This window comes from Rhodospirillaceae bacterium (genome assembly GCA_040219235.1).
GTDB lineage: Bacteria > Pseudomonadota > Alphaproteobacteria > Rhodospirillales > Rhodospirillaceae > WLXB01.
Genome location: JAVJSV010000011.1, coordinates 507,903 through 528,439, shown reverse-complemented (window position 1 = coordinate 528,439; position 20,537 = coordinate 507,903). Strand labels below are relative to the sequence as shown.

Annotated in this window: 18 protein-coding genes; 12 read left to right on the top strand and 6 right to left on the bottom strand. The window is 51.8% G+C overall.

Annotation, left to right across the window (positions count from 1 at the left end; translation table 11 throughout):
• Positions 1–21: 21 nt before the first annotated feature.
• Complete coding sequence (mutY, locus tag RIC29_06475) at positions 22–1,116, bottom strand: A/G-specific adenine glycosylase (protein MEQ8734549.1); 1,095 nt, start codon at positions 1,114–1,116, stop codon at positions 22–24.
• Positions 1,117–1,243: 127 nt separating this feature from the next.
• Between mutY and RIC29_06470 the strand changes: the two genes are divergently transcribed.
• The 5 genes from RIC29_06470 (at position 1,244) to RIC29_06450 (ending at position 6,956) form a co-directional block, all read left to right on the top strand.
• Positions 1,244–1,726: a DciA family protein gene (locus RIC29_06470; GenBank protein ID MEQ8734548.1), complete on the top strand. Its 483-nt coding sequence runs from the start codon at positions 1,244–1,246 to the stop codon at positions 1,724–1,726.
• A gap of 102 nt (positions 1,727–1,828) precedes the next feature.
• Complete coding sequence (locus tag RIC29_06465) at positions 1,829–2,671, top strand: MipA/OmpV family protein (GenBank protein ID MEQ8734547.1); 843 nt, start codon at positions 1,829–1,831, stop codon at positions 2,669–2,671.
• A gap of 80 nt (positions 2,672–2,751) precedes the next feature.
• On the top strand, positions 2,752–3,357 hold the full coding sequence (locus RIC29_06460; protein ID MEQ8734546.1) for a DUF6491 family protein: 606 nt from the start codon (positions 2,752–2,754) through the stop codon (positions 3,355–3,357).
• A gap of 262 nt (positions 3,358–3,619) precedes the next feature.
• On the top strand, positions 3,620–6,550 hold the full coding sequence (locus RIC29_06455; protein MEQ8734545.1) for a PAS domain S-box protein: 2,931 nt from the start codon (positions 3,620–3,622) through the stop codon (positions 6,548–6,550).
• A gap of 16 nt (positions 6,551–6,566) precedes the next feature.
• The gene (locus tag RIC29_06450; GenBank protein ID MEQ8734544.1) at positions 6,567–6,956 is read left to right on the top strand and encodes a response regulator; all 390 of its coding nucleotides are present in this window, start codon (positions 6,567–6,569) and stop codon (positions 6,954–6,956) included.
• A gap of 64 nt (positions 6,957–7,020) precedes the next feature.
• On the opposite strand, the gene RIC29_06445 is transcribed toward RIC29_06450, so the two are convergent.
• Together RIC29_06445 and RIC29_06440 are read right to left on the bottom strand one after the other, a co-directional pair.
• Positions 7,021–7,941, bottom strand: a complete 921-nt coding sequence (locus RIC29_06445) for a DUF1838 family protein (protein MEQ8734543.1) — start codon at positions 7,939–7,941, stop codon at positions 7,021–7,023.
• A complete protein-coding gene (locus RIC29_06440; GenBank protein MEQ8734542.1) occupies positions 7,938–8,861 on the bottom strand; it encodes a DUF1838 family protein in 924 nt (307 codons plus the stop codon). Before RIC29_06440 ends, RIC29_06445 begins: the two co-directional genes overlap by 4 nt.
• A 403-nt stretch (positions 8,862–9,264) precedes the next feature.
• On the opposite strand from RIC29_06440, the gene RIC29_06435 reads away from it, so the two are divergent.
• The 7 genes from RIC29_06435 (at position 9,265) to RIC29_06405 (ending at position 16,312) form a co-directional block, all read left to right on the top strand.
• Positions 9,265–10,014, top strand: a complete 750-nt coding sequence (locus RIC29_06435) for a DsbA family protein (protein ID MEQ8734541.1) — start codon at positions 9,265–9,267, stop codon at positions 10,012–10,014.
• 70 nt (positions 10,015–10,084) lie between these two features.
• The gene (smc, locus tag RIC29_06430) at positions 10,085–13,552 is read left to right on the top strand and encodes a chromosome segregation protein SMC (GenBank protein MEQ8734540.1); all 3,468 of its coding nucleotides are present in this window, start codon (positions 10,085–10,087) and stop codon (positions 13,550–13,552) included.
• A gap of 283 nt (positions 13,553–13,835) precedes the next feature.
• Positions 13,836–14,198 (top strand): AtpZ/AtpI family protein, encoded by a 363-nt coding sequence (locus RIC29_06425; protein MEQ8734539.1) that lies wholly within the window; start codon positions 13,836–13,838, stop codon positions 14,196–14,198.
• Positions 14,199–14,251: 53 nt separating this feature from the next.
• Positions 14,252–14,983 carry a F0F1 ATP synthase subunit A gene (locus RIC29_06420; protein ID MEQ8734538.1) on the top strand — a complete coding sequence of 244 codons (732 nt, stop codon included), beginning with the start codon at positions 14,252–14,254 and terminating at the stop codon, positions 14,981–14,983.
• Between the two features lie 61 nt (positions 14,984–15,044).
• The gene (locus RIC29_06415; GenBank protein ID MEQ8734537.1) at positions 15,045–15,269 is read left to right on the top strand and encodes a F0F1 ATP synthase subunit C; all 225 of its coding nucleotides are present in this window, start codon (positions 15,045–15,047) and stop codon (positions 15,267–15,269) included.
• Positions 15,270–15,338: 69 nt separating this feature from the next.
• On the top strand, positions 15,339–15,830 hold the full coding sequence (locus RIC29_06410) for a F0F1 ATP synthase subunit B' (protein ID MEQ8734536.1): 492 nt from the start codon (positions 15,339–15,341) through the stop codon (positions 15,828–15,830).
• On the top strand, positions 15,830–16,312 hold the full coding sequence (locus tag RIC29_06405) for a F0F1 ATP synthase subunit B (GenBank protein ID MEQ8734535.1): 483 nt from the start codon (positions 15,830–15,832) through the stop codon (positions 16,310–16,312). Before RIC29_06410 ends, RIC29_06405 begins: the two co-directional genes overlap by 1 nt.
• A gap of 66 nt (positions 16,313–16,378) precedes the next feature.
• Here the strand turns inward: RIC29_06405 and RIC29_06400 are convergent, their stop codons facing one another.
• The 3 genes from RIC29_06400 to gcvPA are packed head-to-tail and all read right to left on the bottom strand — an operon-like array spanning position 16,379 to position 20,532.
• Positions 16,379–17,659, bottom strand: a complete 1,281-nt coding sequence (locus RIC29_06400) for an amidohydrolase family protein (protein ID MEQ8734534.1) — start codon at positions 17,657–17,659, stop codon at positions 16,379–16,381.
• 6 nt (positions 17,660–17,665) lie between these two features.
• A complete protein-coding gene (gcvPB, locus tag RIC29_06395) occupies positions 17,666–19,198 on the bottom strand; it encodes an aminomethyl-transferring glycine dehydrogenase subunit GcvPB (protein MEQ8734533.1) in 1,533 nt (510 codons plus the stop codon).
• On the bottom strand, positions 19,198–20,532 hold the full coding sequence (gene gcvPA, locus RIC29_06390; protein ID MEQ8734532.1) for an aminomethyl-transferring glycine dehydrogenase subunit GcvPA: 1,335 nt from the start codon (positions 20,530–20,532) through the stop codon (positions 19,198–19,200). The genes gcvPB and gcvPA overlap by 1 nt, the downstream gene beginning before the upstream one ends.
• Positions 20,533–20,537 lie beyond the last annotated feature (5 nt).

Genomic DNA, 20,537 nt, shown 5'->3' with positions numbered 1-20,537 from the left:
CTTCAAAACATATCTCACTTTTTAATATCCCACTTTAAGGGCGTGCTTGACTACCTTGCGCATAACAGAGGGCAAAGCATGATCCCCTAATGCATCAAGGTGTACCCATACGTAATCTGCTTGAGTACCAATCCCGGTTGCCTGTTTTTCCGTTAGAACAGCAGAGCGGGTTTCAAGTTCCAAGTTAAAATGCGTGAACGTATGACTGACCCCCCCTTCCAATGGGGTCCATTTAGACCGTCCGATCTTGATCGGCGCCTGAGAGAGGACCGCCTCATTGCTGAGTATCTCTGCCTGCCACGAGGTGGATGGCACCTCCATCATACCACCCAACAAACCTTTCTCTGGGCGACGCCGAAGGAGAATAGCGCCATCTTGCCGCGTCAACCAAAAACAAACACCACGGCGTGTTGGCTTGCTCTGTTTTGGAGATTTACGTGGCAGTTCTGCCGCGATGCCAAGTTTTCGCGCTTTACATGGAGATTGCCAGGGGCAGATCACGCAAGATGGAGATTTCGGTGTGCAAACCGTCGCCCCGAGATCCATCACTGCCTGTGCATAGTCTCCAGGACGATGATCCCTAGTTAGGCTAGCTGCCAATTCGATTAAGACTGTTTTAGACTGCGGTAAGGGCTGCTCAATTGCAAAAACACGTGTCATGACGCGTTCGACGTTGCCATCAACCACAACCGCGCAGCGATTGAACGCAATAGAAGCAATGGCCGCTGCCGTGTATGGGCCAATGCCGGGAAGAGACTTCAAAGCCTCTTCAGTGTCAGGAAACACGCCACCATGGTCATTCGTGATCATCTTGGCACATTTATGAAGGTTACGCGCCCGAGCATAGTAACCGAGTCCAGCCCATTCTGTGAGAACATGATCCAGTTCAGCCTGCGCTAGATCTTCAACCCTGGGCCAACGCTCGAGAAACCGCTCATAATATGGTTTTACCGCAGTCACAGTCGTCTGCTGCAGCATGATTTCACTGAGCCAAACAGCATAAGGACTTGCCGTTTCACCCGGCAAGGCACGCCAAGGTAAACGACGCCGGTGACGGTCGTACCAGTCCAGCAATTCTTCTGGCTTTGGCGAACTGGGTTTGCGTGCAGAAGCCATTGAGCGGCGCAAGTGTCCTAATTATTTTAAATGTTCATGATAACTACAGCATAAAAAGTCTGGCAGCTGCGCTACACTGAATCCTATGAGTCTTAGACCAAAAAGAAAAGGGCGGGATACCGTCGCAATGCCGGAGCGGATCGCGCGCGGCCTGCTCGGCGTGTCGGCTGTTACAAATAGAATTACTAAACCGGTTTTGGGCAAAAGGGGTTTTGTCGCAGGCGATATTGTCTCCCGCTGGCATGAAATCGTTGGCGCCGAACTCGCTGCTGCTTCAATACCCGAACGTATTCAATTGGAACGTGGCGCTCGCAGTAATGGAACCTTGCACCTGCGGGTCGCAAGCGGCGCAGCAGCAGCCCTCATCCATCCTCAGCTTCCCTTGATTATGGAACGTATCAACGGCTTTCTTGGCGCAGGCACTGTTAGCCAAGTGAGAGTCATTCAAGCCCCACTCCCTAAACGTATTGTCAGAAAGCCCATTCCGCGCGCGCGGCCTCTGACCGCTGAAGCACTGGCAGAGGCTGACACACAGATTGGCGCGTTAGACTCAGACCCGCTGCGCCAGGCATTGGCGCGACTTGGTGCCCGCTTGAAAGAACGAAAGTGATCCGACCGAGCCTAATGGAATGTGGCCCGGACTCTATACGCGACTCCCCTTTTCCCGTATGATTTGTTTACGATCAGGGCGTTTTCGGACTCAGGGGGCGGCATGCGGATTTATCTCACTTTTGCGGCAGCGCTATTGGCGGGCAGTCTCAACCAGGCCCAAGCACAATCTTTTGATAGCCTATTGAGCAACGTGACAGAAACTGTCAGTGACATCACAGACGTTGTTTTGCCGGGCGTAACGAATCTCAGAGTCGGACTGGGGCCAGTCATCGCGCCAGCTTACGAAGGATCTGATGACTATAAGATCAAAGCAGCCCCTCTCATTTCTCTGCGATATCGTGATCTCATCCAGGTCGACAACAACAATATCCGGGTCAATGTATTTGGCCGAGACAGCATTTTTCAATCCAACACATTTAAAGCCGGGCCATTGCTCAAGCTGGACTTCGGACGCGACGAGACTGACAGCCCGGACTTGGCTGGACTCGGAGACGTCGGCACCAGCATCGAATTGGGCGTATTTGCAAGCTACACTGTGGGACCAACCCGGGCACGAATTCGGGTGCAACATGACGTTATCAGTGGGCACTCGGGCATGCGCGTGATTGGTGATTTAGGCGTTGCCGTATACCGATCAAACGCACTCACCGTAACCAGCAATTTGAGCGCCACCTGGAGCGACGGCAGCTATATGGACTCTTTTTTCGGGGTCTCTGCGGCTCAAGCTCTGGCGTCTGGCCTCCCAGCGTTTGATGCCATGTCTGGCCTTAAAGACATCAGCCTTGCCTTTGGTGGCAATTACACGGTGTCCGACCATTGGGCATTGGTTGGCAATGCGGGTTATTCCAAGCTCTTAGGAGACGCAAAAAACAGCCCAATTGTAGCGATCCAAGGTTCATCAAGCCAATTCGTTGGTGGAATTTTTGCCGTATACAGCTTTTAGTCTGAAGACGCGGCAAAAGACGATATTAAATCAACGTGATCCTGCCCTACAAAATCCATATTCTTTGGTATGATTGGATCATGAAACTGAAATCAGCAACCATTCGTGACATGCCGTCGAACCAAACACTCCAGGCCGAGAAGCTCTCAAATCATGGGGTGTCGATAGGGACACCCCATGCGTTTGGTGGTCTTTTCAGTGCAGCAATCATCGCCGCCCTGGCGCTTACACTTTTGACAAACCCAACACTTGCCTATGCGCAAGAAACGGATAAGCCTAAGACGGCTAATGATGAAGGGTATGTTCTTGAGCAATATCCAGACTCTCTGCCGCAAACTACAAATCAGTGCATTTTCTTTCGTACCTTGTACGACTGGAAGCCCCTAAACCGGCACAACCTTATTGTATGGGCCCCAAGTCGAAAGCATCCCTATCACTTGCAGTTGGACCGACCGTGTCAAAACCTGCGTTTTGCGCACACCATTGGGTTTACGTCTACAAATGGTCGCTTATGCGGCTTCGGTGGAGATTCGATTTTGGTCACCAGCGGTGGCGGTCGGCCTGACAGATGCCCAATCGGATCAATCACAAAGCTTGATGAGGCTGGTTTGGAACGTTTGTTAGCGCAAGGACGCGGTCGAACACTAAGGGAAAAACGCGAGGCTGAAGCAGAGCCTAACCAATAAGCCCCGTAAAAATCACCTCAAGCCCTCATTTTTCTATCAAAATTGGCATTTTTCGGCCCGCTATCCAAGAAACCGTCGCGGCTCACAACATGAGCACCAATAGTCTAATTTCACTTCAATGGCAGACTGTTTAGCTCTGAAAATTTCTGACATTTAACGACGATGACATAACCCACGGCAGAAAAGGGCTTTAAAGCTTTCGGCCTTGCCGCTGTCTGTGACAAGCCTGACAATAGGAATCGTCAACACAGGTTAGAATTGCATGCCGCAGACATCTGAAAAATTCATACAAAGGTTTACCATCGCTTATGCGTCTGCACTGCTTCTGATCGCCAGCGTGATTGCCGGGTCAGCGTTTCTTCTGACCAGCGCGACAACACAGCAAATTGGTGATGCAGCCGTCATTAATATCAGTGGCAAACAGCGCATGCTGTCCCAACGCATCGCACAGTTTGGGCAACGACGCGTGCAAGAAGGTTCAAGTTTATCGGCAGAGGCATTGGAAACACTTGCACGCCAAATGCTGGCAGACCACCAAGCGCTGATCAAAGAGGATGAAGATATGGGGGTTGTTAAACCCCTTCCGGAGTCGGCCTGGCCTTTCTATTTTGACGAACCACACAACCTCGACAAACGCGTTCGCGCTTATGCAGCCAATGCCATAGCCCTCGCGGCTATTGAAGACAGCCGCAGCGAACAAGCCTTTCGACTGTTGGCCGCGATTCAAAAAGAAGCGGAAGCGCCACTTCTGGAATCTCTCGACGCTGCCGTCAGCCACTATGAGAAAATTTCCACAGATAAAACGAATACTACCCTTGGTGTGGGATTGGTTATTGCCACACTTTTGATCGCAATGCTGGCCAGTGTCGGACTGTTTTTATTTCGACCGATGGTCAAACGTGCGCAGAGAGACGTATCGCGCATTGTCGATCTGGCCGCAGCTGTAGAAGCAAATGAAAAACGCCTTAGTTCCATTATGAAAACTTTGGCAGATGGCATTGTATCGATTGATAACAAAGGAACGATTTTATCATTCAACCAAGCTGCAGAGATTATCTTTGGGTACAAAGATAAAGAAGTGCGCGGCAAGAACTTTAGGGTTCTTCTACCAAGCGACGAGCGACGTGGTGGTATGGAATACTTTGGTGAATCAATACGGCGGCAAGCCAAGGGTAATTTAGGAGAACGCAAAGGAGGCGCGCGCGAGATCGTGGCCCTTCGCAAAGACGGTCGTGAATTTTCCATGGAACTCTCTGTCAGCAGTCTAGAGATTGACGATTCCCATATTTACACCGCCGTTGTCCGAGACATCACCGACCGCAAGACTGCAGAGACCGTGTTAAAGCGCCAAGCCTGGGTTATGGAGAACATTGCAGATGCGGTCATTCTGGCTGATCCTGAAGGCCGCATTATCGACTGCAATAAGAGGGCTCAAGACCTTACAGGATACGACAGAATTGAATTGCTTGGCACGCCGGTGATGGAGCTTATGGCAAACCGCTCGGAAGAGATCCGCAGCATAGCTCAAAGTGAGGCTCGCACCCTTACGGACAAAGGCGAGATATGGCGGCAAGAATTCGAAATCAAACGTAAAGACGGCAAGATTCGTGTGTTCGACAACACAACCACTGGCATGTTCGACGACCGCAGCCGTTTAATTGGTCGTATTTCAGTGAACCGTGATGTGACCGAGCAACGAGAGTTGGACCGTGTAAAAAACGAGTTTATCTCTGTCGTCAGTCACGAATTACGTACGCCATTAACTTCTATTATGGGGTCACTCGGCCTCATCAAAAGCGGTTCTGTTGGTGAGATGAGTACGGACCTGGGAAGTATGATCAACATTGCTTACTCAAACAGTGAGCGACTGGTGCGATTAATTAACGATATTCTCGACCTCGAAAAAATCGAGGCGGGCCGAATGAACTTCAACTTAGCACCGGTTAAAGCTATGTCACTGCTAGAAAATGCCATAACTGAGAACACCGGCTATGCAGAAAAAAATAATGTGGCCATCAACATAACTGACCCTGTCAAAGACATAGTTGTAAACACAGATATAGATAAAACGGCGCAGGTCTTTGCGAATTTGCTTTCAAACGCCATCAAGTTTTCACCTGAAAATACATCAGTTGAAATAGGTGCCAGAAGAGTGAGTGACCAGATACGCTTTTTCGTGCGTGATTACGGTCCTGGAATTCCAACAGCTTTTCGAGCTTCAATCTTTGGCAAATTCTCGCAGGCGGACTCTTCAGCAACCCGTAAAAAGGGTGGCACAGGGCTTGGGCTGAGCATCAGCAAAACTATTGTTGAACATCTGGGTGGGCAGATCGGTTTTGACTCTACTGAGGGTGAGGGCTCAACCTTTTACTTCGACTTGCCAGAGGTTACGCCGGCAGCACAACAAAACCTTGTCGCTTTTGTGCACCATAAATCAGCCTTGGTTGTTGAAGATGATCAGGATGCGGCAACTCTGCTGCGCATGATCCTTGAACAAATGGGCCTAACTGTTGACGTAGCCCTGACATTGGGCGTTGCTGAAGGTCTTGCTTCAAAGCAACATTTTGATGTCATTACTTTGGACCTGGGGCTTAATGGAGCTTGTGGCGTTGACCTTCTGGACTCATTGGCAGAGTCTGAACTGAACAGAAACACGCCAGTTATTGTTGTGTCCGGCAAGCGCCAAGAGGATATAACCGCCTTAGCAGGAGGTGCTATAGACTTAGCTGGCTGGATTCGCAAACCGGTTAAAGTTGAAACACTGAAGGCCATTTTACGGAAATGTTTAAGCGCCAACCTCTCTGACAAACCACACATCTTACATGTTGAAGACGACTCAGATGTTCGGGCTATCGTTCAAAAAATTTTGGGAAACACCGTACATATCACGCGCGCAGAAAACCTTAGCGCAGCACGCAGCATATTGTTGAAAAGTGGTCAGATGTTTGACTTAGTTCTGCTTGACTTAGCACTTGGTGATGGGCGCGGTGAAGAACTTCTGCCCAATCTCAGAACAATCAATGGGAAGCATATACCTGTGATCGTGTTTTCGGCCAATGATCTGGACCAGTCATCAGCCATTGAGAAGGTCACGCATGTTTTACAAAAATCAAGAACCAGCAACGATGATCTTTCCGCGTGCGTGATTTCTGCTATTGAGAGACATCAGCGAAATCAAACCGCAATCTCGTAGGGCTTTAAATTTCAGCATGGCAAAAAATTTAGAAAAAATTCTGCACGTTGAAGATGAACCTGACATAAGAGCCATAACAAAAATGGCGCTTGAAAAAGTTGGGCACCTCAATGTGGAAAGCTGCGAATCTGGCAAGGTCGCGCTTGAACAAGTAGCAGCTTATGCGCCCGATCTCATTTTGTTAGACGCCATGATGCCTGATATGGATGGCCCGGAAGTTCTCAAACAATTGCGGGAGAGAGAAGATACGAAACATCTGCCGATTATCTTCATGACCGCAAAAGTGCAAGCGAGTGAAATCGAAGCCTACAAGGCCATGGGAGCTTTGGATGTGATTGCCAAACCCTTTGACCCAATGAGCTTACATCAACAGATCAAAGACATTTGGGCCGCGGCACAGTCGTAATTAACGTATTGTACCAAAGTAAAACGCCCAGGCATTGCCCGGGCGTTTTTTTCGATTTGAGAATTTAGTCTTTCTCTTCAGCTCGCCAAGTGTCGATTGCCCGCTGGGTTACCGTCCACGACGTTTCATTTGGACGCATATCATCCAGAGGTGGCGCGGAAACATAGGCGGGGTAGTTGGTTTTGATTTCTTTCTTAACAACGTCAGGCAAGTCTTCCCAACTGTCGAGCCGCAGACCAGCAGTATGAAAAATCACGACGCCATCCCGATCTCCCATCTTCATCCAAGGGAGAAATTTTGAAACCCGAGCCCATGAAATAACCCGGTCTTTCACGAAATTCGCGTCACCATCTAAGAGATCTTCGACGGGCGTTGCACCCGTGCCGAACTCCATCGCGTGATAGGTTCCTCCGACATACTCCTGATAATCGCCCGCAAGTGGGTTATCATAAAATAACCGTGCCGCACCGCCACCGTTGAGATACATGCCTCCCAACTCAATGGCCTCGAACTTCGCCCGTGGCGTGCCGTCATCATTATAGGCATAAACCGGGAAACGCCCGTCTCCGACCTGCATATTTACGGGGTCATTGGCAACCTGAATGACCTGCACCTCTTCGTCTGTCCAGGGGTTTAGCCATGTATCGACAACTTCATTTGTTTTGGGGTCCAGGTAGAACATGACCTCACGTGAAACTGCGCGATATCCCATACCCTTTTTAGAATCTTCGAGAATGTCACAGGCCCGCACATTCATACCTTGCACATTAAACAAATGACGATCTTTCTCGCCGGGACGGCGACTATACATTTTACCTTCCCACCAAAAAATCGCTTCGTCACCCTCAACCAATGAGCAACTCTGCTTGATCTGCATCTTTATAACGTCATTAGGATCATTTGGGTCCAAGCGTTCGGCGGCGGCAGTAAACGGCATTAGCGCGCACACACCAGCAGCAAATCCTATTGAAAAACGGTTCATCATTTCATTCCTCCCTCGGCGTTGCGCGCATCAAACACCTGCTTGAAATAACTCCAGCTTGTGACATTTGGGCGGGCATCGTCCAGCGGTGGCGGCTCTTTGTATGTCGGGTAATTCTTTTCAATTTCAGCCTTGATGCGCGTTGGTAGCGCGTCGTAGCCGTCAACACGTCCTCCAACAGTGGTAAAAATCATCATGCCGGTGCGGCCCTCCATCTTCATCCACGGGAGCCATTCTGAAAACCGTGCCCAAGACAAAACATAACTGTCGAGCTTGTCTTTGTCAGAATCAAAAAGGTCGTCGGCATATGTGTAGGAGTTCAGAGCTTCCATCGCGTGATACTTGTTACCAACGTAAGCTTGATAGTCGCCGGCCAACGGGTTTTTGTAATAGAGTGGCGCTTCTCCACCTTCGATGACGCGATTGCCAATGATTTTAGCGTCAAACGTGTAAGGTGTCCCATCTGCTGAGCGTGCATAAGACGGACCACGCATATTGACGGGATCGTTGGCCACATGGATGACTTCAACCTCTTCTTTGGTCCAAGGATTTACCCAGGTGGTCATAACCTCATTGGTGTCAGGATCGAGATATAAAAGAATCTCTCGCGATACAGATCTGAACCCGTGGCCTTGTTTGGGGTCATCGAAGTTCTTGCAGGCCCGGATGTTCATGCCTTCGACGTCAAACAGGTGGCGGTCTTTCTCTCCAGGGACACGGCTGTACGCAGAGCCCTGCCACCAATAGATGATCGGCTCACCTTCCTTGAGCGAACAGTTCATTTTTTGGGCGGCCAAAATCGCATCATCTGGATTGGCTGGGTCGAGCATTCGAGCACTTACGGTTGCAGCCATCGTCAAGCCAATGGCAGTCGTCGCGAAAGCAGCCCAATACCGAACCTTAAGTTTGCTCGAATGTGTCATTGAGATCCCCTTCCTCTGACGTCATTTAAGTGGAGTCGCAAAAAACCTACTCAAAGTTAAAGCCTCTGCTCTTCCCTGTACCAATGACAATCGGAAGGTCAGCCATCAGATTGATGGAATAGGTTTTCATAAAAACATAACTGTGTCGAATAATACCCTAATATTTATCATTATTATAAATCAATCTCCTATTTTTTCTCATATCAGCAAATTATCGCCTTAATCGTGGAATTTTCCTTGCAAGATTGGCCTGCATTAGCGACTGATACGCGCTCGAAATTGAACTATTTTGCCTAAGATTTAGAAACACGTGCCCCTTGCAGGCTGAATGACAGCCCGCCTAAAATAGCTACGCTTAGTGGCTCTATCTTATTCGACCCACTTCATATTGTGAGGAAAACCTGTGAAACCCTTTGCTTCCACCATTTTTGGCTGCGCCTTTATGGCTTTTGCGCTGGTCGGCACGACATCGTGCGCAGAAGAAGATAATCCTGAAAGCGCTGCAGCCGTTGGCCAGACTCAGGGCGACTCGACCTCAGAGTCATCGACGACGACCGACTCGGCCCAACTCGCCCAGGTTGGTGAAGAAATGGACAACGATGCGGCCATGCCGGCGTCTGGTCCTGTGTATAGGGAAATGATTTACGGCGACCCTGCCGCTCCGGTGACAATCGTTGAATATGCGTCTTTGACGTGTAGCCATTGCGCCACATTCCACACAACTGTGCTACCTGAACTCAAAAAGAATTACATTGATACAGGCAAAGTCCGCTTGGTGTTTCGTGATTTTCCACTTGATGGCCTAGCGATGGCCGGCGCGATGCTTGCACGGTGCGCTGAAGGCGACCGCGGCCAAGCCCTGATTAACGTTATGTTCCGTCAACAGGGCATCTGGGTGACGTCTCAGCGTCCCATCGAGCCTCTCACCTCATATGCAAAACTCGCAGGCCTCTCAGAAGACGATGTTAATGCGTGCCTCGAAAACGAAAATATTATGAACGCTATTCGAGAAGGGCAAGAAACTGCATCGACTCAGTATCAAATTGGCTCCACGCCGACATTCTTCATTGAGGATGTCAAAGTTGAAGGCAATCGCGGTTATGAGTTCATGGCCGATGTCATTGACGAAAAATTGGCGGAGAAAGGCTCCTAAAGCTTAGGGCCTTAATCCTTTAGAATTGTTTTCTTTCCCGTAACAGAACGTTTTTGCGGAGACCTGATCCTTGGTTGAATTTACCCGGCTGCGCTTGACCGGCTTTAAATCCTTTGTCGATCCGACCGATCTATTGATCGAGAAAGGTATGACTGGCGTCGTTGGTCCCAACGGCTGCGGCAAATCGAACCTCGTTGAAGCCCTGCGCTGGGTTATGGGTGAAACCTCCGCTAAGCAGATGCGCGGTGGCGAGATGGACGAGATTATTTTCGGCGGCACACGTGATCGGCCCGCCCGCAACATTGCCGAAGTCACCTTGGTAATGGACAATAGCACGCGCAAAGCCACCGCACAGTTTAACGACACGGACGAACTAGAAGTCACGCGCCGCATTGAACGCGGCAAAGGCTCGGTTTACCGGGTTAATGGGCGTGACGTTAGGGCGAAAGACGTACAACTGCTGTTCGCCGATCTGTCTTCCGGTGCGCGCTCGACCGCATTAGTGAGTCAAGGTCGTATTGGCGCAATTATCAATGCGAAACCACAGCAACGGCGGCACCTTCTGGAAGAAGCCGCCAACATCACTGGGTTACATAGTCGTCGGCATGAAGCTGAATTGCGCCTGAAAGCTGCCGAAACCAACCTGGAACGGCTAGATGATGTTATTCAAGCCTTGGATACACAACTTCAAAGCTTAAAGAAACAAGCCCGCCAGGCCGCCAGGTATCGGACCATCTCTGATTCCATACGATCTGCTGACGCAATGGTGCTGACAATACGGCAAAGCGCGACAGAAGCTGATTTAAGCCGGGCGAACGAAGGTCTGAGCGCAGCAGAAACCGCCGTGAATGAAAGAACGGCAGTCGTAGCCGAGGCGACCACATTGCAGGCGAACGCGGCGGAAGCGGTTCCACCGCTGCGCCAAGCAGAGGCCGCTGAAGCTGCGAAAGTTCAACGTTTGAATCTGGCCCGCGAGCAATTGGATGAAGAAGAGCAGCGCCTTGCAGCTGCGCAAGAAGCAGCAGAAATGCGGCTCTCTCAATTACGTGAGGATATGGCGCGCGAGAAAGAACGTATTGCAGATGCGCGCGGTGCCTTGGACCGACTGGGTCGGGAAAAGTCAGACCTGGAAGAAGCACAAGCCAGTCAAGCCAACTCCCTTGAGCATGCCAGGACGACACTAAAAACCGCCGCTCAGGCTGTTGAAGAATTAGAATCTGAAATCGCGCATCTCGGTGCCGCACTTGCTGAGGCAGACTCTGCTCGTGCAACAGCTCGCCAAAAAGCTGAAGAAGCTAAGCTTCGTGGCGGACGCGCACTGCGTCGTTTGGAAGAGGTTGATGAACAGTTGGATGCCACGCGCGTTCAAGCTCAACCCGCACTGGATCTAAAAGCTGAAGAAGTAACAGCGCAACAATGCGAAGAAACAATGTCATCGGTTCGCGCACAATGGGAACAAGCTGAAACATCGCGGGCACAAGCCCAAGAAGAAGATCAGGCTTTACGCGACCAGCTCCAGGAACGGCGTGGCGAGGAATCTAAAGTTCAAGCCGAGATTATCGCACTTGAAGGCCTTCTGGCAGAGCGCGAGACCGACGCAACATGGAGTCCAATTCTTGACTCCGTGACTGTTGAGCCCGGTTATGAAGCTGCTCTTGGCGCTGCAGTTGGTGATGACCTGAATGGTGCCGCAGATGACACTTCAGCCGTGCACTGGTCTAGTCTTCCGCCTTTCGCGCCCGCGCCTTTATTACCTGATGGCGTCCGCCTTCTCAGCAGCATCGTACAAGCACCAGACAAGCTTTCACGCCGCCTATCGCAAGTTGGTATTGTGGACGATGAGGCCGCTGGTAACGCGTTGCACAGCACGTTAAAGCCGGGTCAACGCCTGGTCACAACAAGTGGAGATTTATGGCGTTGGGATGGCTTTGTAAGTGCATCAGGAGCCCCAAGTGCTGCAGCGCAGCGCCTGAAACATAAGAATCGGCTTAAAGAACTGCGGAGCGAAATCGAAACGCGTCGCCTTGCGACACAAGATGCAGAAACCAAAGCAACAACAGCACGGACATTGGTTAACACTACATCCGAAGCTGAAAAAGAACTGCGCGCAAAAGTTCGCGAAGCTGAACAAGCGCTCGAAACGGCGCGGGCTGCTTTGGCGGAACGCCAGCGCCTCGCAGCCGCGCTGGAAAGCAGAATTTCCAGCCTAGAAGAAACACGTAAAACTCTGGTTGGCGAACGAGATGAAGCGGGTGGCCAAGAGCGGGCCGCACAAAGCACACTCAATGAGTTGGGCGACGGGTCCGAAGAACGCCAGCGGCAATCTACGCTGCAGAGTCAGCTGGCTGGACGACGTAATGAATTAATGGAAGCCCGTGCGGCTTATGATGCACTGACACGCGCATCGGAAGAACGCCACCGGCGGCTGGCCGCTCTAGCTGAAGATACAGACTCCTGGTCAACCCGCAGAACAGAAGCTGAGAATCAGCTCTCAGCATTAACAGAGCGTGAAGGGTCAGCTGTAAGTGAAGTTGAAGACCTGGCCGGCAAGCCAGAAGCTCTGGCCGCTCAACGGCAAGAACTGATGGTCCAGCTGGACGCAGCGGAAAGCGCACGCCGAACAGCAGCTGATGCTCTGCTCCGCGCAGAAACAACACTGAACGAGGCGAATAAAGCGTTGCGTCAGGCTGAACAAAGCGCTGCCACGGCGCGCGAAGAGCGTGTCCGTCGTGAATCAGCGGTCGCACAAGCAACACAAGCCCTAGAAACACTGGCTGCCGCCATTCAAGAACGCATTGGCTGTGCGCCATCTGAGGTCCGTGCCCAAACGCGCCTCAAGGATGATGAAGAGCTACCTCCCCTTGAAAAGGCTGAAAAGAGCCTGCAGCGCCTGATCAGTGAGCGCGACAACATGGGAGCCATCAATCTGCGCGCCGAGCAAGAAAGTGAAGAGTTGAGCGAGCAGATCGAAACCCTTGATACCGAACGGGAAGACCTCATTAACGCCATTGCACGTCTGCGAGACGGTATCTCAAAGCTCAATCGTGAAGGTCGCCAGAGGCTGCTGCAATCCTTTAAGGAAGTAGACGCCCATTTCCGCACCCTCTTCACCAAACTCTTTGGTGGCGGTCGGGCGCACTTGTCCATGACGGAAGCAGAGGACCCCCTTGAAGCGGGACTCGAGATCATGGCCAGTCCGCCCGGAAAACGCCTCCAGAACCTCGGTTTATTGTCAGGCGGAGAACAAGCTTTGACAGCCATTGCGTTGCTGTTTGCCGTCTTCATGGTCAATCCAGCCCCAATTTGTGTGCTGGACGAAGTTGACGCCCCCTTAGATGACGCAAACGTGGATAGGTTTTGCAATCTTATCACCCAGATCACGGAAGCCACAGGCACCCGGGTTATTGTCGTAACTCACCACCGTATGAGCATGGCGCGGGTTGACCGGTTGTTTGGGGTCACAATGGCCGAGCGTGGCGTTTCAAAATTGGTCTCCGTAAACCTCAATGAGGCCGAATCCTTCCGTAATACAGCTTGATCTGTGCCAATTTTTGCCGGTTTTCAGGTTTTGCATGAACGTGCTAAACAAGCCACAGGTCTAAGACCATCCTCGATTAGGTCCAAGCCTCAAAAAAGCCCGGAATTCGGCGGCGTTTCCGCCTTGACAGGGGTCCGGCTGCTTCCTATTGTGCGCCCGCTTTTCGCGCTGCAACAGGCCGGTTCCGGCCCGAGCTTCGATCGTCTTAAAAGGTGGGGTTTTCAGCCCTAAATGTTCAATCAACCGCGGTTCCGGAACATGCCAATCGGTCTAGAGGACCTTCATGGCGACGCAAGACCCGCTAAATGATCTGAATGCCCGTTTAAAGGCTGCTCGAGGCAACAGAGACACGGAATCTGCCTCTCGTGGGCGTGGAACGCAAAGCGGACTAGGCCAAGGTCTCCGTATCGGGATCGAAATGGTGGTTTCCGTCGCCGTCGGCGCTGGATTAGGCTATTTCATCGATAATTGGGTTGGTTCTACGCCGCTTTTTATGATCGTGTTTTTGTTTCTTGGATTTGCCGCAGGCATTATGAATGTGCTGCGTATTGCCAGGGGGCTGGATGAGGCGGTTGGCCTCGGTCGCGCGATCAGAGAAAAAGAAGCCCGGGACAAAGAAAACCTGGATACTGAGACGAAGAATTAAAGTGGTCTAGATCATATCGATCCAGACACCACAAAACGGAGCGGACGAACATCATGGCAGCTGGACAGGGCCCAATGGCACAGTTCGAAATCAAGCCCCTGATTGACCTCAATCTGGGTGGCTATGATATCTCGTACACCAATTCTGCGCTTTTCATGACTCTGGCCGTAATCTGCACGTTCAGTCTGTTTTGGGCTGCCACGCGGAAGCGCACCATGGTCCCGAGCAGAATCCAGTCTATCGGCGAGTTGATGTTTGAATTCGTCGCTGGAATGATCAAAGAAAACGTGGGCAAGGAAGGCATGAAATACTTCCCCTTCATTTTTGCCCTGTTCTTTTTCATTCTCTTTGGCAACGTCCTAGGACTATTGCCCTACAGCTTTACCTTTACGTCCCACATTATTGTGAATGGGGCTTTGGCGGTTTTCATATTTATCGCCGTCACTATCATCGGATTTGCCACTCATGGCTTGCATTACCTGCGCCTATTCTGCCCTCCCGGAACACCACTGCCTGTGGCGATTGTTTTGGTACCGATTGAAATTATGTCCTACTTCATTCGCCCCGTAAGCCTGAGCTTGCGTCTATTTGCCAACATGCTGGCCGGACACGTACTGCTTAAAGTGCTGGCTGGGTTTGTCATTTCCCTGGGCGTCTTCGGCATCGTGCCATTCCTGGCCGTAGGCGCCGTGACCATGTTGGAAATCATGGTGGCTGTCATTCAAGCTTACGTATTCGCTTTGCTCTCGACCATCTATCTCAACGACGCTGTTCATCTTCATTGAGAATAGCGCTACAACAACCGCGTATTATTTTAAGACATCATCCTAAGGAAGGACTCTAAAAATGGAATTAGAAGCTGCAAAAATGATTGGTGCTGGCTTGGCTGCTATCGGTGTTATCGGTGGCGGTGTTGGTGTGGGTATCGTGTTCGGCAACTATATGACTGCCGCCGCGCGCAACCCTTCACTCAAAGATGAACTTCGTACATACGCATTCTTGGGCTTCGCCCTGTCAGAAGCGACTGCGTTGTTCGCCCTCGTGATTGCACTCATCGTTCTCTTTACCTGAGTCGTCACACCGCCCCGCCACTTGATATTGAGTGGCGGGATTTAAGCTTTCTGAAAACTGCGAGGCGTCATGCCACAGTTCGACCCTTCGACCTTCTCTTCTCAGCTGTTTTGGCTGGTGATCAGTTTTGTTGCGCTTTATTGGGTGGTCTCAAAATTCGCGATTCCGCGGATTGCAGACATCCTGGAGCAACGCGAGCGCGTTGTACAAGACGATCTCGACCGTGCTGAAAGCCTTAAAACAGAAGCTGAGCAAGCTCTAGCTGATTATCAAGCAGCCATGGCTGATGCCCGCGAACAGGCCCGCAGTATGATGTTTGCGGTCACCAGTGAGGCGAAAGCTGAAGCTGAAGCCCGTAATAAAGTTATTGGGGCTAAAGTCACAGCGCAAATCGCCGAGGCCGAAAAGCGCATTGCGACCGCGCGTGACGAAGCATTGGCTAGTCTGACAACAATTGCAGCGGATGCTGCTCAAGATGCTGCCCGTCGTTTGGCAGGTCTAGAGGTCAGCAACAACGATGCCGAAGCCGCCGTGAGCGCAGCCATGAAGGGGAACGCCTGATGTTCTCAGATCCCTCCTTTTGGGTTGGCCTCGCCTTTGTTTTGGTTGTTGGTTATTTGGCCCGTCCGATCGCGCGCAGTGTGTCTGCCTCACTCGACGGTCGCGCCGATAAAATTCGCACGCAGATTGAAGATGCCCGCAAGCTGCGCGAAGAAGCTCAAGCCTTGTTGGCCGAGTACCAACGCAAACAGCGTGATGCACTCTCCGAAGCCGAGAGCATTGTGGCTCAGGCCAAAGAAGAAGCCAACCGCATGAAAGTTCAGGCCGAGAAAGACCTTGAGCATTCTATCGCGCGCCGCCAGAGCCAAGCCCTTGAACGCATTGCACAGTCAGAAGCCCAGGCGATCGCCAGCGTCCGCAATACCGCCGTCGATGTGGCCGTTGCAGCAGCTGAAAAATTGATCACCGATCAAATGAACGGGGATCGTCAGGCTGCGTTGGTTGATCAATCGATCAAAGACTTACCGAGCCGCTTGAACTAATAAGGTCGCTTTACAGACGTTTAAAAAGCCTCAGTCAATGACTGGGGCTTTTTTTATGTGGTGGCTTTAGGGTTGTCGTAACGACCCAGTCCCTTGACGCTGATACAATGTCTGACCGCGCCTCATCACAATGTCAGGATGTGAAAACGCTGTGATGTCTTTGGCTGGGTCATAGGGCAAAACAATAAAGTCAGCGTCCATACCAGTGGCCAACTGACCGGTGCTATTGGACCGGCCAAACCGTTTAGCTGGAGCTGTTGTGAGCGATGACAGTATCTGATCGAAGGTCAGGCCGGCCTCTCGCATCAAGAGGTATTCATCCGTCGGATCAAAATCGGTCATGTACCCAACGTCCGTGCCAAATAGGATTTCACCACCTAACTGCGAGACCGTGAAGACCTGCTCCTGAGCAATACTGGTAGCGTACACAATAGAAGCTTCAGGCAAAGCAAACCGCTCACCCTCGTAGCGCAACAGCTTCAATGTAGGGATAAGGGCAACCTCCCTCTCGATCATCGCCGAGGGAATAGTGCGATCCCATCCTTCCTGAGGAAATGTATGAGCCAGTATATCAACTCCACCACGCACAGCTGCCCAGGCGCCTGTATTGTTGCTTGGATGGGCTATGACAAACATACCGCGGGCATGGGCGGCATCTGTGACGCCCTTCACCACAGCAACATCCATGGGAACAACCTCTGGCCCGGCAGGAGACAGCCCAACAATTGATCCTGTATAAATTTTGATCGCGTCAGCGCCCATCTGAAGTGCTAAATCAACCTGTGCTTGGGCGCGTGTGGGTAATTCAGCATCAGGCAATACAGTTGGGCGCAAATAGAATGGTGAGGCACCAGCGGGCACCAGAGATCCACCAGCGACCAAAATATGAGGCCCTTTCATTTCGCCACTTTCAACACGCCGTCTGATCTCTGTGGCCATCCCGGGCATCGACCCCGTATCAAGAACATAGAGAAAGCCACGGCTAAGCAGCATATCTGTGACGTAAGCTATTAAGTTACCCTGACTTAGCACATCAAGGGACGGCAGGTTAAAATGAACATGGGAGTTTGAAAGCCCAGCCGTAATGGTTTTCCCAGTTACATTAATCACTTCAGCTGAGGCAGGAACGTCTATCTCGCTAGACCGGCCTATACCTGTGATAATGCCATCACGAACAAGAATAGAACCTCGCTCGATAGGTGCTCGGCCGGGTGCCGAGTAAATTTTAGCCCCTACAAAGGCGGCCTCGTCGGCACCAGCCTGGGACAGCCAGATCAGATTCGACGCGATAACGCAGAAAAAGATGAGGACAAGCGATCGGATAAAATATTCCAATCGCATCAGCATTAGGCCCTACTCCGCTGCGTGTTTGAGCGGCTCTGGCTTCCACCGTAAAACTGGCTTCCGCGCGGCCTGGGTCTCATCAAGACGACGACGCGGCGTAAGCTGCGGGGCCGACAAGAACTCTGACGCCGTATCGCCGCGTTTGGCCTTGCGCGCCAAAGCCAAAACAGACTCACAGTACTGATCCAATGTCGCCTTGCTCTCGGTTTCAGTCGGCTCCATCAACAGAGCGCCATGCACGACAAGCGGGAAGTACATGGTGGGCGGGTGAAAGCCTTCGTCAATCATCGACTTTGCAAAGTCGAGTGTTGAGACACCAGTGCCCTTAAGAAAACGATCATCGAACAAGGCTTCATGCATACAGATACCCTCGTACGAAGACGTTAGCTCTTCTGACAAGCGCACCCGCAGATAGTTGGCGTTGAGCACAGCGTCGCCTGACGCTTTACGCAGTCCATCTTTGCCTAGACTCATCATATAAGACAATGCGCGCACAAAGACACCAAATTGGCCGTGATAGCCCTTCATGCGACCAAAGCTTTGCGGCGCATCTTTATCACCCGCATGCTCAGCCATATGGAAACCATTGCTGTCGTGCACCAAAAAGGGAACAGGTGCGAACGGCGCTAGGGCTTCAGACAAGACTGTCGGCCCTGCCCCTGGACCGCCGCCGCCATGAGGCGTGGAAAAGGTTTTATGGAGATTGATGTGCATAGCATCAACGCCAAGCTCGGACAGCGTAACGCGCCCGACGATGGCATTGAAATTCGCGCCATCCATATAAAAGTAAGCCCCGGCTGCATGGACAGCATCCGCGATCGTCCGCGCTTCATTTTCAAATAATCCACAGGTGTTTGGGTTGGTGATCATGACCGCCGCAACATCCGGCCCGAGCCGTGACTTAAGCGCGTCCAAATCAACACGGCCCTCGCCGTTTCCGGGAATAGATTCAACCGAATAGCCGCAGATGGCTGCTGTGGCCGGATTTGTGCCGTGCGCGGACTCTGGCACCAACACAACCATGCGGTGGTCGTTCCCCGCAGCCTGATGAGCTGCACGGATGGCCATAAGGCCACAGAGCTCACCATGGGCCCCAGCCGCCGGAGATAGGGCGACAGCAGGCAAGCCGGTAAGCTCTTTTAACCAGGTGGCCAGCGTATCCATAAGGCGATAGGCCCCCTGGACCGTGGATTCCGGTTGAAACGGATGAATGTCCCCAAGGCCAGGAAGGCGGGCCATTTTTTCATTAAGACGAGGATTGTGCTTCATGGTGCACGAGCCAAGAGGATAGAATCCGGTGTCGATGGAATAGTTTTTTTGCGACAGTCGCGTGTAGTGTCTCACCACTTCGGGCTCTGATAACCCAGGCAAACCTATGGACCCTTTGCGCCGCAAACCGCCAAGGCGATCCTTATCGTGTGCCGGTGGCTCCAAATCGACCGCCGTGGACCCCGGCGAGTCCAGCTCGAAGATCAATGCCTCTTCAAATTGAAGGCCACGATTTCCTGATGTGGTTTCGATATGAGTGGCCTGGTCAGTCATCACAGCACCTTGTTCAAGTTAGAAACGAGCTGATCTATATCGTCTTCGGTTGTGAGTTCAGTCGCCGTTACAAGCAGTATGTTATTTAGTTCTTCGTACTGAGGATAAAACCGCGAAACAGGCACACCACCCAGGACGCCCTTGCGCACCAGGTCCTCGACGACAGTATCGGCCGCACTAGGCAAAGACACTGCAAATTCGTTGAAGAAGGTTTGCGGAATAACTTTAACGCCTGCAATATCATTCAATCGCTCCGCCATGGTAACCGCGTTGGCATGGTTGACCTCAGCCAACCGGGCAAACCCGGCTTCGCCAAGCAAAGTCATATGCATCGTAAAGGCCAATGCAATGAGTCCAGAGTTGGTGCAAATGTTTGACGTCGCTTTTTCGCGACGAATATGTTGCTCACGTGTGGACAGCGTCAGCACGAAGCCCCGTCGTCCATCGGCGTCAACGGTTTCGCCACAGAGCCGCCCAGGCATTTGCCGGATGAATTTTTCTTGAGTTGCGAACAATCCAACACCCGGACCACCGAATGAGGCAGGACCTGCCAACGACTGACCTTCGCCCACCACAATATCAGCGCCCATTGCGCCAGGTGGCATCACCAAACCCAAAGAGACAGGCTCAGTGACACAGGCCACCAGCAAGACCCCAGCTGTATGACAAACGTCGGCCAGTGGCGTCAGATCTTTGATCTGGCCAAAGAATCCTGGGTTTTGCACCACCACGCAGGCGAGGCTTTCGTCGATACGACCGATGAGATCTTCAATGCCGATGGGATCTGGCGCGAGACACTCAATCTTCAGACCTAAGTGCTTTAACTGTGTCTGCGTGACGTCGCGGTAGTGTGGGTGCACCGAACCAGACATCAAAACATGATTGCGTTTGGTCACCCGGCAGGCCATGGCGGCGGCTTCAGCACAGGCGGTCGCACCATCGTACATAGAGGCATTGGCCACCTCCATATCCATCATCAGAGCGACCTGGGATTGAAACTCAAAAATTGTTTGCAGTGTGCCCTGGCTGATTTCCGGCTGATACGGCGTATAAGCGGTCAGAAACTCGCCACGCTGCATCAGGTGATCCAAAGAAGCGGGTGTATGATGGCGATAATTTCCAGCGCCAAGGAATGACGGCACATCCGCACACGACACGTTTTCCCGGGCCAAAACGTTCATCGCCCGCTCAACCTCTATCTCACTTTTATGATCCGGCAAATCGAACACGGGGCGCGTTGGTGGAAGTTCGGCAAATAAGGCATCCACGGATTCAACGCCGATGGTTGACAGCATCGCGCCTCGGTCTGCATCGGTCAGGGGCAAGTATCGCATTGGGT

Excerpts from the sequence above, each read along its gene's own strand:
- RIC29_06400 (MEQ8734534.1), bottom strand. The coding sequence starts at position 17,659 with ATGCTGATGCGATTGGAATATTTTATCCGATCGCTTGTCCTCATCTTT.
- RIC29_06450 (MEQ8734544.1), top strand. The coding sequence starts at position 6,567 with ATGGCAAAAAATTTAGAAAAAATTCTGCACGTTGAAGATGAACCTGAC.
- RIC29_06455 (MEQ8734545.1), top strand. The coding sequence starts at position 3,620 with ATGCCGCAGACATCTGAAAAATTCATACAAAGGTTTACCATCGCTTAT.
- RIC29_06415 (MEQ8734537.1), top strand. The coding sequence starts at position 15,045 with ATGGAATTAGAAGCTGCAAAAATGATTGGTGCTGGCTTGGCTGCTATC.
- RIC29_06440 (MEQ8734542.1), bottom strand. The coding sequence starts at position 8,861 with ATGACACATTCGAGCAAACTTAAGGTTCGGTATTGGGCTGCTTTCGCG.
- RIC29_06465 (MEQ8734547.1), top strand. The coding sequence starts at position 1,829 with ATGCGGATTTATCTCACTTTTGCGGCAGCGCTATTGGCGGGCAGTCTC.
- RIC29_06405 (MEQ8734535.1), top strand. The coding sequence starts at position 15,830 with ATGTTCTCAGATCCCTCCTTTTGGGTTGGCCTCGCCTTTGTTTTGGTT.
- RIC29_06425 (MEQ8734539.1), top strand. The coding sequence starts at position 13,836 with ATGGCGACGCAAGACCCGCTAAATGATCTGAATGCCCGTTTAAAGGCT.
- RIC29_06460 (MEQ8734546.1), top strand. The coding sequence starts at position 2,752 with ATGAAACTGAAATCAGCAACCATTCGTGACATGCCGTCGAACCAAACA.
- RIC29_06470 (MEQ8734548.1), top strand. The coding sequence starts at position 1,244 with ATGCCGGAGCGGATCGCGCGCGGCCTGCTCGGCGTGTCGGCTGTTACA.
- gcvPA (MEQ8734532.1), bottom strand. The coding sequence starts at position 20,532 with ATGCGATACTTGCCCCTGACCGATGCAGACCGAGGCGCGATGCTGTCA.
- RIC29_06420 (MEQ8734538.1), top strand. The coding sequence starts at position 14,252 with ATGGCAGCTGGACAGGGCCCAATGGCACAGTTCGAAATCAAGCCCCTG.
- RIC29_06445 (MEQ8734543.1), bottom strand. The coding sequence starts at position 7,941 with ATGATGAACCGTTTTTCAATAGGATTTGCTGCTGGTGTGTGCGCGCTA.
- gcvPB (MEQ8734533.1), bottom strand. The coding sequence starts at position 19,198 with ATGACTGACCAGGCCACTCATATCGAAACCACATCAGGAAATCGTGGC.
- RIC29_06410 (MEQ8734536.1), top strand. The coding sequence starts at position 15,339 with ATGCCACAGTTCGACCCTTCGACCTTCTCTTCTCAGCTGTTTTGGCTG.
- mutY (MEQ8734549.1), bottom strand. The coding sequence starts at position 1,116 with ATGGCTTCTGCACGCAAACCCAGTTCGCCAAAGCCAGAAGAATTGCTG.